11 protein-coding genes are annotated in these 13058 nt (G+C 45.4%); 7 read left to right on the top strand and 4 right to left on the bottom strand.

The annotated features are described in order from the left end of the window. Window positions 1-62: 62 nt before the first annotated feature. Both BFO_RS03920 and BFO_RS03915 read left to right on the top strand, forming a co-directional pair. Entirely contained in the window at window positions 63-947 is an 885-nt protein-coding gene (locus BFO_RS03920; protein ID WP_014224318.1) for a GLPGLI family protein, read from the top strand. 11 nt (window positions 948-958) lie between these two features. Next, window positions 959-3547, top strand: a complete 2589-nt coding sequence (locus BFO_RS03915) for a carboxypeptidase-like regulatory domain-containing protein (RefSeq protein ID WP_014224317.1) — start codon at window positions 959-961, stop codon at window positions 3545-3547. Here the strand turns inward: BFO_RS03915 and BFO_RS16380 are convergent. The 4 genes from BFO_RS16380 to BFO_RS03900 form a co-directional block, all read right to left on the bottom strand. After that, a complete protein-coding gene (locus tag BFO_RS16380; RefSeq protein WP_014224316.1) occupies window positions 3532-3666 on the bottom strand; it encodes a hypothetical protein in 135 nt (44 codons plus the stop codon). The two genes, BFO_RS03915 and BFO_RS16380, sit on opposite strands and share 16 nt — an antisense overlap. Before the next feature lie 6 nt (window positions 3667-3672). Further along, entirely contained in the window at window positions 3673-4644 is a 972-nt protein-coding gene (locus BFO_RS03910) for a FecR family protein (protein WP_014224315.1), read from the bottom strand. Between the two features lie 73 nt (window positions 4645-4717). Further along, on the bottom strand, window positions 4718-5296 hold the full coding sequence (locus tag BFO_RS03905) for an RNA polymerase sigma-70 factor (RefSeq protein WP_014224314.1): 579 nt from the start codon (window positions 5294-5296) through the stop codon (window positions 4718-4720). 84 nt (window positions 5297-5380) lie between these two features. Continuing rightward, window positions 5381-8152, bottom strand: a complete 2772-nt coding sequence (locus BFO_RS03900; RefSeq protein ID WP_014224313.1) for an alpha/beta hydrolase family protein — start codon at window positions 8150-8152, stop codon at window positions 5381-5383. A gap of 351 nt (window positions 8153-8503) precedes the next feature. Between BFO_RS03900 and BFO_RS03895 the strand changes: the two genes are divergently transcribed. From BFO_RS03895 to BFO_RS03875, 5 genes are all read left to right on the top strand, one after another. Beyond that, a complete protein-coding gene (locus BFO_RS03895; protein WP_014224312.1) occupies window positions 8504-9556 on the top strand; it encodes a tail fiber domain-containing protein in 1053 nt (350 codons plus the stop codon). Window positions 9557-9565: 9 nt separating this feature from the next. Further along, entirely contained in the window at window positions 9566-10063 is a 498-nt protein-coding gene (locus BFO_RS03890; RefSeq protein ID WP_014224311.1) for a hypothetical protein, read from the top strand. Window positions 10064-10177: 114 nt separating this feature from the next. After that, complete coding sequence (locus tag BFO_RS03885) at window positions 10178-10675, top strand: hypothetical protein (protein WP_014224309.1); 498 nt, start codon at window positions 10178-10180, stop codon at window positions 10673-10675. 10 nt (window positions 10676-10685) lie between these two features. Then, window positions 10686-11147, top strand: a complete 462-nt coding sequence (locus BFO_RS03880) for a hypothetical protein (RefSeq protein ID WP_208854695.1) — start codon at window positions 10686-10688, stop codon at window positions 11145-11147. Window positions 11148-11546: 399 nt separating this feature from the next. After that, window positions 11547-13049: an esterase/lipase family protein gene (locus BFO_RS03875; protein ID WP_157755286.1), complete on the top strand. Its 1503-nt coding sequence runs from the start codon at window positions 11547-11549 to the stop codon at window positions 13047-13049. Window positions 13050-13058 lie beyond the last annotated feature (9 nt).

Raw genomic sequence — 13058 nt, 5'->3', positions numbered from 1 at the left:
TTCGCGAAAGAATCGCCCGTAGTTTTGCGGAAAAGTTAAATCAATAACAAAATGTATAGCGTATGAAAAAAATGGTATGGATGATGACGCTTAGCCTGAGTGTTATCGTCGCAGGTTATGCACAGAAGGTGCAGGTGATTCGCGTGGAGGGGGGGCAAATGTCGGCAAACTCCGTCGTATCGGCTGAACAAAAAGAGATTGGCAAAGCGGTTATGGAATTTATGTTCGATTACAGGTATTTGCGTGATACAACCCGGATGTCGCCGGCTGTAACAGACCGTATGATCTTGCAGGTGGGGCAGGGGTTATCCAAGTTTTCCAGTTATCGCACCATGCAGGTCGATTCATTGATTCGGATGTCTACTGCCGACCAGATACAAGCAGACCCCGGACGCTATATCGGAGGGCAGACGTATTCGATCTATAAGAACTATCCGGCAGGCAAGTTCACGACGACGGACAAGATCGCTACGGACTGGTTTCTTATTGAAGAACCGGTTCCCGTGCAAGCATGGACGATGACGGAGGAGACCAAAGAGGTGCTTGGCTACAAGTGTAAAAGTGCAAGATGCGCTTTCAGGGGCAGAGACTACATCGCTTATTATACCGATGAGATACCGGTAGCCGACGGCCCATGGAAGTTCGGCGGGCTTCCCGGCTTTATCATGGAAGTGCGAGATGCCAAGAGCCATTATTCCTTTGTTTGTGTGGGAATAAATTCCAAGTCCGATCGTCGTATCACGATGCCGGACGTACCTTATAACAAGACTTCGCGTGTGAAGTTTTATCAGACGAAATATACGTATGACATCAATCCGCTGGGGTATCTTGAAACGGTCAGCGGCATCAAGGTGAATGTAACGAATAACGGAGAAACGAGAACCGATCCGGCTAAGCCCCGCGGATTAACTTACGATTATATCGAAACAGACTGGCGGAAGGATTAAAGAATAGGCTTATGAGAATCATAACAGCGATATTTGCAGCATTCTTTAGCCTGTCTGTCGTTTATGGTCAGACGAAGGAAGTTCGTGGCGTGGTGCTCGATAAGGACGATCAATCTCCTGTTGCCGGGGTTATCGTACAGGTTAAAGACTCATCAGATCATCCATATTCATACACCATAACGAATGATCAGGGTGAATTTGGCATAAAATATCCTACGTCTGTCCCTGACTTGTCTTTAAGATTTCAATGTATGAGTTATGCTTCTCAAACCATCAGGATCGGCGTGTCATCTTCGCCTTTGACCGTATATCTCGTACCCCGGCCCATGCAACTCAAGGATGTAACCGTCACGGCGCCGGACATAGAACAGCGAAGCGATACGCTGACTTACTATATGAATAAGTATGCCACACCGGCAGATAAGAACCTTTCGGATGTCCTTAAACGCCTGCCGGGAATAAAGGTGGAAGAGAACGGGCAAATCAAATACCATGGTGAGCCGATCAATAAATTCTATATTGACGGTTCCGATTTTATGGACGGTCGTTACGGATTGGCAACCGAAAACATCTCTCCTTCGGATGTAGCGAGTGTCGACGTTCTGGAGAATCATCAACCCGTTCAGGTGCTGAAGGGACTGGAATTTTCTCAACGGGCAGGACTGAATATAAAGCTGAAGGAAGAAGCGCGCCATAAATGGATCGCCATACTTCACGGAGGGGCAGGGATGTCACCGTTTTTATACGATGCTTCCGCATTTGCCATGCGTATCGCCGGCAAGTGGCAGAATATGGAAACGGTTCGTATCAACCGTACCGGATGGAATCCGGCCTCACAAAGCCGGCGACAGATCGAAAGCAGCCTTTCGGGCAACGGGTATGCCGGTCAGCTTTGGGACGATCCTGTCACAGCAGGGCGGTTGTCTTCGCCGATCGATGAGCAGAGAACCCGTGATAACTTCTCCATGCTTGCCCATACCTCAAACTCGTGGCGTACAGGTGAAGGCAGAGATATAAAATTCAACCTGACATACGAGGGGGACAAGTTGGATTATCTGACGGCGTATGAAACGAATTATTTTGATGAAAAGGTCCCGTCATTCATCGAACGAAAGGCGATGCGGACGCAGACGCACCGTCTGGGCGGTCATTGGGCGTTGCAGGTCAATCGTCCCGCACTGTTTCTGAAAGACAATCTGTACCTCGATGCCGATTGGGATAAGGCGACTTCGACGATAGGCGGTACACGTTCTCTTCTGCAAAATGCCGAAACGCCGTCTTTCCGTGCTACGAATGATGTGCAGGTAGTAAAACGGATAAACAACCGTCTGCTCACGTTTTCGTCACGAAACAGCTATGTTTATAAACCTCAATCCTTGCATATAACGGCAGACAATTCCGCCATACAGAAGGTGACGACGGGAGATTATCGCTCCGTTACGGAGGCTCGCTACGGTTGGCTGTTCAACCGATGGAAGGTGTCCGCCCGCGGAGGAATAGATTTCAATCATCATAACATAGACGCAGATTTGCACGGAATAGCGCTTTCTTATCCCACACGGAACGAGATGGATTTCTCCTTGTTGAGTCCCTACCTCTCTCCGGACGTTTCGTATCGATCAAGCAGATGGTTGTTTACCTTATCTGTTCCTGTGAGCTATCATTTGCATCACATCAGAAATAAGCTGACTGATGAGAGTGGTACGGAACATTATGCTTCCGTGGCTCCGGCATTTTCTCTCCGCCATCAAATCAGTGCGAAGATGGATATGGCGGCACAGTTCAAGTATTCCCTGAGCCCGCCTAAGGCAGATATGCATCTCCGGAATGTCATGATGAATGATTTTAGAAATTTAACTGTACCCGAAGATGTTTCCGAATACAGAGAAGAACGTACCGCAACCTTAAACGTCAGATATCGGAATCCCATTACTTCGTTGTTTTTTCATGGGATGGGAAGACTGGATTGGAATCGTTATCCATCAATGAGGAGTCAATTATTTATGGGGGATTATATCCTTCACTCGTTCGTTCCGATAAAGAATGAGAGCCGAAATTTAGCGGTAAATGGAAGCATAAGCAAAGGATTGATGTCGGGTAAACTGACTTTAGGACTTGATGCCGGCCATGTACGGATTTGGACTACTTCCATGAAGCAGCATGTAGAAGCACCGTATGTATTGACAAAGACTTTTGTACAACCGTATCTGAAAGGCTTTTTCACCAATGGGTTGTCGATGGATTATCGTTTACTGTATACAAGGAATACGATGGATATTGAATTTTCCGGAAAGAGCGCTCATGATGTATGGAAGCAATATCTCGCTTTTACGATTATACCTGACAAAGCCTGGCAAATCGGTATAGGGGGTGAACATTACTATACCCGATTCAGTTCAGGCAACTCAACGAATCTCGTATTGCTCGATGCGTCGGTAAGGTGGACCGTGTCAAAGCGTACCGATTTCAGTTTGACGGGTATGAATCTTCTGAATCGAAGAGCATACCACTATGCGAACTATGGGTTGTTGAGCGAAACGGGTTACACGTATAACATACGTGGGCGGAGCATCATGGCAAGCGTTCAAGTCAGGCTGTAATCACTCAAGACCGTTTCCGTATCGGTGCAAACAGCTTTTTTATCCAAGCTGCCGATCAGAGCATACGGCTGGCCCGAGAGCAGTTCTCCCGTTATGGAATGCAAGAGAGATTCCGCCACAAACGGTTATTTACAATACAACACTACGGTCGTACCGTTCATTTCATAACACATCGAAGAAGTCAGCGATAAGATGTCGAGCGCGTTCCGGATACTTCCTCCGCCCAGTGTGCCGGAGAACCGGACGGCACGCAGCTCTTCGGAGGCGAACCGGATTTCGACATTGAAAACGCGCGAGAGCGTAAGGGCAATCTCGTCGAACGAACGGTTCTCAAAGTATAGATTCCCTTCTTTCCACTGGATGAAGTCGGCCGCATAGACCTTACCGGTCGATAATGTGTGGCTCGAACGATCGAAAATAATCTGTTCGTTTTCGGAAAGGATGTGTTCTTCTCCCTCTGCATTGACCCGAATACTTCCTTCCAATAGAACGGAAGAAACGTGATTGATATCGGGATATGCGTTCACGTTGAAGGACGTACCGAGTGCTTCTATCTCCATCTCACCGGCATGTACGATGAAAGGACATCGCGCGTCTTTTTGAACCTCGAAATAGGCTTCTCCTTTCAGAAAAACTCTTCGCTCCTTGTGGTTGAAGGTCCCGTCACAGGTGAGCGTTGAACCGGAGTTGATCCAGACCCGACTTCCATCCGTCAGCACCACTTCGGCTCTTTCTCCTGGAGGTGCGGTGATGGTTAGCAGATCGTTTTCGGATGAAGGGCGAGAAGTAAAGAGGTAGACTGACCACGCGGATAAGATCGGGAGCAACCATACGGCAGCCTGTCGAATCGTTTTACGCCACGAACGATTAAGGCATACCTGTTTGTTCTTAGGCAGAATGGACGTGCGTATGTGTTCGTACATCCGCATTTCCGTGTCGTGATCTACGTCACATGCCGCTTGCTCCAGCCGCTTTAGCATTAACCGGTTGATCTTTTCATTGTGCCGAATCCAGTCGAAGAGACGTTCTCTTTCTTCTTCCGTGGCTTCGTCGCGGATATATTTTTCAGATAGACGGATATAATCGTTTTTTTTCATTTTTCCTTATATGATGATATACACAGTACAATCGATGACGCCAATTCCCCGAATGCGATATCATACAATTATACTAAATTAACAGAATGAGGCCGAGAAGAAATAATCGATGGAAGTTCTTTTCAAAATGCTTACGAATGAATTTGACCGCCAGCCATAGCTGCGTTTCTACCGTACTTACGGAAATCTGCATGATTTTGGCGATTTGTTTGGTCGATAGATATTTTTTCCGGCTCAGGATAAAGATTCTTTTGCGCGACGGAGGCAACTGTTCGATTAGCTCGTCGATAAATTGTTCGAGCCATTTGGCGTCGATTTCCTTTTCCATGATGGTATCGCAGGCAGGTTCTTCATTCTGCACAAATTCTTGATACAAGTATTCCATCGTCTGTCGCTGATATTTGTTTATCAGCATGTTTTTGGCGATCACGGAAAGGAAAGAAAGAATAGATTTTTCGGGATCGATCTCACGATGCACTTCCCATAATTTGATAAAAACCGACTGCACGATCTCTTCTGCCATATAGCAGTCGCCGTGCGAGAGAGTCATGATAAAGTTGTAAAGCTTGCCCGCATACCGTTTATAAATGGCCTCGAACGCTTGATACGAGCCATTCTTTAAGGCGGTCAGTTCTTTCTCTTCGCCGGACATTCTTCACACTTTTACAGACCATCGGAGGATGTATCGGAACGAGAAGCTCCGGCACATCCTCCGAATCGTCCGAATCGATTGCTCTTACTTGTCCGTATCTAATTCGTAGCCCCACGACTTGCCTTTTTCGGTGGCCGGGAGTCCTTTTGTCATCCATACCGGAGCGGGAGCGCCTTTGAGGTAGTGGTCGAAAAACTGTTGCAGACGGATGGAGAGGTCTTTGCAGTTACGGCGTTCGCGGAGGTTGTGCGCCTCGTTGTTGTACTGGAGCATCCACACGGGTTTGCCCATACGCCGCAGTGTCATGAAATATTCGATTCCCTGATACCAGGGCACCGCGCCGTCTTTGTCGTTGTGCATAATCAGCAACGGTGTGCGCACTTTGTCGGCAAAGAACACCGGCGAGTTGGCAATATACAGATTCAATGAGTCCTGCATCGTCGCACCGATACGTGACTGTGTCTGCTCGTACTGGAACTGGCGGCTGCGTCCCGACTCCCAGCGGATGCCGCCGTATGCACTCGTCATGTTCGACACGGGCGCACCTGCACCGGCCGCCTTAAACATATCGGTGCGCGTCACTAAATAAGAGACCTGATAGCCGCCCCAGCTCTGTCCCTGAATGGCCATGTTTGCTTTGTCTATCCACACGTTCCGTGCCAGCGCTTCCGCTCCCGCGACGATGGCGTTGTAAGCGTCTTCGCCCGGATGGCCGACCGTATAGTGAATATCGGGAACAAAAACCACGTATCCCCGGCTGACGAAAAAAGGAATGTTAATAATGGAACGGCTCGGAGCGGGAGGATAGTAGCGATAAAGCTCATCGGAATGTTTCTCGTAGAAGTAGATCATGACCGGATACTTCTTCTGCGGATCGAAACCTTCGGGTTTGTAGACGAGGCCCTGCAAGGGGATGCCGGCGAAAGACGTCCACGCGAACAGTTCGGCCGTGCCCCATCTGTAATCACGCATTTGGGGATTGATGTCGGTCAGTTTGTCGGTCGATTTCCAGAAGTCCCTCGTAACGTATAGATCGGGCGATGTTTGGAAGTTGCCTTTCAGAAAAGCAAACACATCGGCTTCTTTGGCTTTCACGACCGACGGGAACGTATACGTATCGATGAGTCGCTTCTGCAGCAGGTTTCGCCGACCTGTCTTCAGCGTATAAAATCCGTTTTCTTTGCTGCGCTTGTCGAAGGCCGAGAGCAGCAGCAGATCGTTCGGTGCGAAGAAACGTTTTTCCGGGTCGGTACGCACGTAGCGCAACACGAGGGAGTTGCTCCGTCCTTTTCCGAGCGTAAAGTTTTCCGGTTTTTTGATGCCTTTCGGATCGATTTTCCAGATATCGAATGCATCGTTGAGCAGTACGTATTCGTCGTTTTCGCCCCATCCTACGAGTCCGTATGAACCGGGCAGAGAAGGCGTATTATGCTCTTCGTTCCAGAAATTCACGCCGATGTCTTTGGTCAGATTTACCGTGGTGCGGGCGTGATTGTCGAAAGCGAACCAGTGACGTTGAGCGGCGTCCCACCAGATCGTATAATTTCCTTGCGACGAGAGCGTCGGACGGCCTCCCATGGCACGTGCCACAGGTTGCAGACGGTCGGTTTCAAAGTCGTATGTCCACGCGTCGAACCGGGGCGATACATCCCACTGCGTTTCCAGCCGGTAGGGTCTGTCGGATCCGAGAAGTGCAAAGCGGCCGTTATTCTCGTTGGCGATGCTACAGAAAGGCATCTCCTCGGTTGCTACGGAAAGGAAAGCATTCGGTTTTTTCGGGTCGATGATTCCTGTGTAGGTACGGCTCTGTTCGTGTCTCAGTTCTACAAGTTGCTGCGGCTGGATGAGCGGGTCTTTCCAATGCCAGATATCGAGTTTTGCCATTTCAAAGTCGATGATTGTCGTGTCTTTGGCTGCCTGCTTCGGGGCAGCCCCGATCACAATCCGTTCGCCATTCTTACTGAAACGCGGGGTTGAAAACTCGTTGAATATCCATCCTGCGGGCAGTCCCGCAACGTTCTTTCCGGCGATCACTACTGCCGAGTCGGCGCCTTTTTTGAAATAACGCACCTCGAATGCTTTCTGTTCGATCTTTGACGTATCTTTCGTGGCGAGATAAACGAGTTGTTTTCCTTGCTCGTCGAACGCGAACGATTTGTATTCGGCCTTCTCTTTCGAGATGGTTTGGCGTACATCATTCTTCAGATCAAAGAAAAGGACCTCGGGTGTTCGGGTCGTATCTTTTTTGTCCGGCTCGGTGTTCACGGCAAAAGCGTTCCCGAATTTATTGAATAGATGGTCTTTGGCATTGCGAATCGTATCTTCGTACTGTGTAATCAGGTTGTGGAGAATCAGCAGGTCTTTCTCTTTTTTGTCTTTCTTGGCCGTATCTTTCGGCGCTGTAACGGTATAAGCAATATGACCGCTCATCTCTTCGGGCACCTTGAATGCTTTCACTCCCGCAATCTTCCGTACGGCCAATGTCCGGTTGTCTACGATAACGAGTGAATCTTTCGGCAGGTCTTCTTTCTTTTTCTTTTTAATCCGCGCCTCGCGCCGTTCGGCAAAGGGAGCTTTTACAAGTCCTACCGTAAATATTCCGTCAGGCGAGACGACATACGTTTTGACCCGCTCGATCGTGAGCGCTCGATTCTTTGATAAGTTTTTAACCCATAGGGTTGTATCACCTTCCTGCGGCTGGATCAGTGCCGTCAGGATTTTACCGTCCTTGCTGATGCGGATGTTCGAAAGACTTTTCCAGCCATCATAGACCGAATGATCAAGGGGCTTCTTTTGGGCATACGAGGCAGTTGCCAGAAGTAAAAACAGAAATGTAGAAAAAATACGTTGTTTCATAGTATACGTTGTTTTTAATGTTTGATTTTTGAGTTACAAAAGTAGGCTATTTTTCGGAATATCAAAAACACATCAGTGCAATGTATGAAGACAATAATGAATATTACCGTTTATGTATAGGGCTGTCGAGCGAACTCATCGACCTGCATTAAAGATATTTACTTCAGAATAACGTATACGGATGATACAACTTGTACATGCCGATACACGTCCGAAAAAGAGCGTAAACTTTAATCATTTATTCATAAAACCAACCATAATAATAAAAGTTAATCTTTTGTAATAAAAAAACTGTAACAAAATTATTTTATTTACGTTTGCTATCGTATAATAATCAAAGAATTTGAAATCATGAAAAAAATTTTTACTTTACGGACGACTTTAGTCGTAGTTTTGGCGATGTGTTGGATGCCTTCTTTAAAGGCACAGTTGTTTTATCAGGACAGCCATCTGTTCATCGGTCAGAAGCCGAATAACTGGAATAGTGTCGGCAGTGCCCCCGGAGTATACATCGGTCCCAATTGGGGCATGGAATTCTCCGAAGGCGGATTAAATATCTGGCGACCACATGGATCTTCAAATTGGGGAAATTACAAACTGTTTATTGATCAAACCGGCAAAATCGGTATCGGGCGGAAGCCGACCACGTATGCCCTCGAAGTGAACGGACAAGTTTGGACCACACAAGGGTTGTTGATTACTTCGGATGAGAGACTCAAAAGGAACATTATCAATATCAACAGTTCATATCTGAGTAGACTCAAACGCCTCCACGGTAAATTTTACGAGAAACAGATTGCATCCGAAGCAGACCGACGCAAGGAGGTGGAAACCATGATTGCACAGGGTAAAATCAGTAAGGAAAATGCCCAAAGCGCATTGGCAGAACCATTCAATCTGTCGGGGAGCAAAGCATATAAGAAAGAATTCGGTTTTATTGCCCAAGAAGTGAAAGAGCTTTTCCCGGAATTGGTAGAGCAGGATGCCGAGGGTATCTATGCGGTAAATTATACCGGACTGATACCGGTACTTGTAGAAGCGATCAAAGAACTTCAGGCCAGAGTGGAAACGTTAGAGAATCAGGGACAGATATCTTTCAAGAGCGGTGAAGCGACGACAACCAATGAAAAAATCCTCGATACGGAGGAGTATCTGTCGCAGAATGTGCCCAATCCGGTAAACGGTAACGCCCGAATCGATTACACCTTGCCCGAAGGAACAACAAGCGCAGCTATCACGTTCTATTCGATCAACGGAACACAAGTAAAAAACATACCGCTCGACGTACATGGCAGAAAAGGCTCGATAACCGTTTCTTCAGCCGATTTCGCCTCCGGACTGCATATCTACAAACTGATCGCCAATGGTGTCGTAGTGGGAACAAAAAAATTGGTGAATAAATAAAATATAGGGATGAGACTCAACAGTTTCTTTTTCATTCTTCTTTTATGCTTCTTTTTCCCTCGTTGCGAAGAAGAAGAAGCATTCGAACTGCCGGAATTTTCGACTTCCGGCAAAAATACGTTCGGTTGCTATGTAGACAAAGAATTGTTTGTATATACCCGTGGCAGCGGCGTGTTGGGACACAGTCCTATCAGCGGCTACTACAGTGAAGGAGGAAAATATATGGATTTTTATTCATACGCTAATAAGGATCGCTTCATCGGTATTACAGACAGTATTGTAAAAGTCGGATTTAAGCATAAAGTATCCGACGCATTGTATAAAGACAATAATGGATATTTCGATTTATGCAAAGACCTGCCGAGCGAATACTGTTTGTTGAAATTCGACAAAGAGAATGGTATTATAAGCGGGACTTTTTCTTTCAGTGTAAAGCATACGAAAACCGGCGAAATCAAAACGATTACGGACGGACGGTTCGATATCAAAATTAATATTCATGACTAAGAAAAATAGGATGAAAAGAACAAGAAACAGGGTACGTGCCATAATAATGGCAATAAGCCCAATTTTCCTGGTTACGCAGGAGGAAATTGATGAACAAATGAAAACACGGCAACTATGAAAAACTACTGTTTCTTTTTTATGCTTCTTTTAGGATTCTTTTTCCCTCGTTGCGAAGAAGAAGAAGCATTCGAACTGCCGGAATTTTCGACTTCCGGCAAAAATACGTTCGGTTGCTATGTAGACAAAGAATTGTTTGTATATACCCGTGGCAGCGGCGTGTTGGGACACAGTCCTATCAGCGGCTACTACAGTGAAGGAGGAAAATATTTAGGTTTTTATTCATACGCTAATAAGGATCGCTTTATCAGCATTACGGACAGCATCGTAAAAGTCGGATTTAAGCATAAAATATCCAGTGCAATGTATGAAGATAATAATAGGTATTACCGTTTATGCAAAGACCTGCCGAGCGAATATTGTTTGTTGAAATTCGACAAAGAGAATGGTATTATAAGCGGGACTTTTTCTTTCAGTGTAAAGAATCCAGAAACCGGTGAAATCAAAATGATTACGGACGGACGGTTCGATATCAAAATTAATATTCATGACTAAGAAAAATAGGATGAAAAGAATAAGAAACAGGGTACGTACCATAATAATAATGGCAATAAGCCCAATTTATATCCTGATTGCGCAGGAGGTTGCCGAATATAATGCTAAAATAAGCAAGGTGTTTCAGCATGTCGACAAAAGCAGAGTAACCACGGGGTTACTGTATGATTACGGACTGCATCTTATAGACCCGGTATATTATGATGGGGTGGCATTGACCGACGAAAACTATATCGATATGGAAATATGGAACGCTCTTTACGGGGGGATGTACAGCTCGAAAGTAAACGGCAATATCTCTTTGCCGACTCCGGACCAAATGAATGCCCGAATTTCAAGTGAGGGAGCCACATCACTTGCAGTTATACATCTTAGATATGATATGTATCGTAAGGATGCCATCGGTTCCGGTTCGGTAAAAGTTGTCAATGAACAGATTTATGACGTCAATGGCAAGAATCCATACGAATAGAAGATGCTCTTCGCCGTCGCTCCCAAAGAAAAGTATTACCACGGTAAAACCATACGTTTTAAATTCAGTTCGAATTTATTCGTAAACAATACGGGCAGAGTCGTTAAAAACCTCCAGGTCAACTTCAACAACGAGGGAGGATATCGAACGGCGTCGTGGAACAACGACATTACCCATACATTTTCATCGACCGGCATTAAAGATATTTACTTCAGAATAACGTATACAGATAATACGACATATACATGCCGAACGAAAATATCCATAGGGGAAGAGCCGCCCGTCACATTAAAATCAGCCGACCTGACATCGGATATACCCGCTTCTTCCCGACATTCCGGAGGGAAGATACAGATAAAATATGCGGAAGGCAACACCTCGCAGAAAATAAGAAAACCGTTGATTATAGCCGAAGGATTTGACCCGAGCCATGTGCTGGGAACAACGAATATGGATATAACCAACCTAAGTATTAGAAAAAAAGGTATTGGAACTTTAAATATTGGCAATCCTAATATATGGGAAAACATAAGTTCTTTCGATATCATTTATTTGGATTATAATGACGGATTGGATGATATCAGAAGAAACGCAGTTCTTTTTCAGGAAGTAATCGACTATGTCAATAGAAATAAGGAAGGAGCCTCTCCCAATGTCGTTATGGGAATCAGCATGGGAGGACTTGTGGCGAGATATGCTTTGAGAAAGATGGAATTGGAAAACAGAAAACATGATACATGGAAATTTATCAGTGTCGATTCTCCTCATAAAGGAGCCAATGTTCCGATCGGCATGCAGGCAATGCTTCGTCATCTTGCCGACGTAAAATTCTCGGTAGCCTTCATCAAGATTTTTCAGGCAAAGAATATCGATATGATTAAAAAAGGGCTCGAAATATTAGACAGCAAAGCAGCCAAACAGATGCTGGTTTATCATGTAGACAGTCGTTTGCAAATTGACGGTAACGAACATAATGCATTTCAAACAGAGTATGATAATGTAGGATTTCCCCTGCAATGCGAAAATGTGGCGATAACTAACGGTACCGGAAACGGAACGAAAGTGATGGAGCCAGGTACGATGTTGGTTGACCATCGGGAAACATATAAATTTTCCATCTGGATGCATTTATTGACTTATTATTATGGAAAGTTTTTTCTTCTGACGAATTTTCCGAAGCTGTTTGTTTTGAAAATACCAGGAAGTGCAGATGTCGTCAGTGATGTAAAAATCCATGCGGCACCAAACAGAAATACATCGAATGTTTATTGGGGCAGGATACGGATACATAAAAAAATTCTATTTTTAATAAATATAAAATTGGATATTTCAGAAAAAAGCATGGACAGCAATGCTTTCGTATATCCATTAGATGGTGCCCCGGCTGGGATTTACAACGTCAGCAACGTTGCAGGCAAAATTCCCGACGGACTGTTGTTGAAGAATTACTTTTCTTTTGTTCCAACAGTAAGTGCGTTAGCATTATCAGACTGGCAAAGTCAATTGAACAGCAGGCTAACCGGTCAGAATCTTCATCAAGCAGGTAAAACAAAATTTATGAGGTCTTATATGCCGGCATCGAATCAAGAACATACGCATTTCCAAGCAGCAGCATCTTTCCTGGTTCGGGAAATAAACAGTGTTCCGACAGACGTCGTCATTACCGGTACGGTAAACATCCATTCGGACAGGCAATACGATCGAGATATCATCGTAAAAAGCGGAGCGACATTACGTATCACCAATGGAGCTACGTTAGATGTTTCGGCTAAAAAAATCACAGTTGAGCCCGGTGGTAAATTAATCATTGATAGTCGATCTAAATTATATTGCAAAAATCTTGATATAGCTTCGGGAGGGCATTTCTCTTTTGCTCCCGATGCCATGTATGGTTCTCGGTAAAATAATAGG

It is taken from the genome of Tannerella forsythia 92A2 (genome assembly GCF_000238215.1).
GTDB classification, from domain to species: Bacteria; Bacteroidota; Bacteroidia; order Bacteroidales; family Tannerellaceae; genus Tannerella; species Tannerella forsythia.
This window is presented reverse-complemented; position numbering and strand designations above follow the sequence as displayed.

Coding starts and splice junctions, on each gene's coding strand:
- BFO_RS03915 (WP_014224317.1), top strand. CDS start 959: ATGAGAATCATAACAGCGATATTTGCAGCATTCTTTAGCCTGTCTGTC.
- BFO_RS03900 (WP_014224313.1), bottom strand. CDS start 8,152: ATGAAACAACGTATTTTTTCTACATTTCTGTTTTTACTTCTGGCAACT.
- BFO_RS03890 (WP_014224311.1), top strand. CDS start 9,566: ATGAGACTCAACAGTTTCTTTTTCATTCTTCTTTTATGCTTCTTTTTC.
- BFO_RS03910 (WP_014224315.1), bottom strand. CDS start 4,644: ATGAAAAAAAACGATTATATCCGTCTATCTGAAAAATATATCCGCGAC.
- BFO_RS03880 (WP_208854695.1), top strand. CDS start 10,686: ATGAAAAGAATAAGAAACAGGGTACGTACCATAATAATAATGGCAATA.
- BFO_RS03905 (WP_014224314.1), bottom strand. CDS start 5,296: ATGTCCGGCGAAGAGAAAGAACTGACCGCCTTAAAGAATGGCTCGTAT.
- BFO_RS03885 (WP_014224309.1), top strand. CDS start 10,178: ATGAAAAACTACTGTTTCTTTTTTATGCTTCTTTTAGGATTCTTTTTC.
- BFO_RS03920 (WP_014224318.1), top strand. CDS start 63: ATGAAAAAAATGGTATGGATGATGACGCTTAGCCTGAGTGTTATCGTC.
- BFO_RS03895 (WP_014224312.1), top strand. CDS start 8,504: ATGAAAAAAATTTTTACTTTACGGACGACTTTAGTCGTAGTTTTGGCG.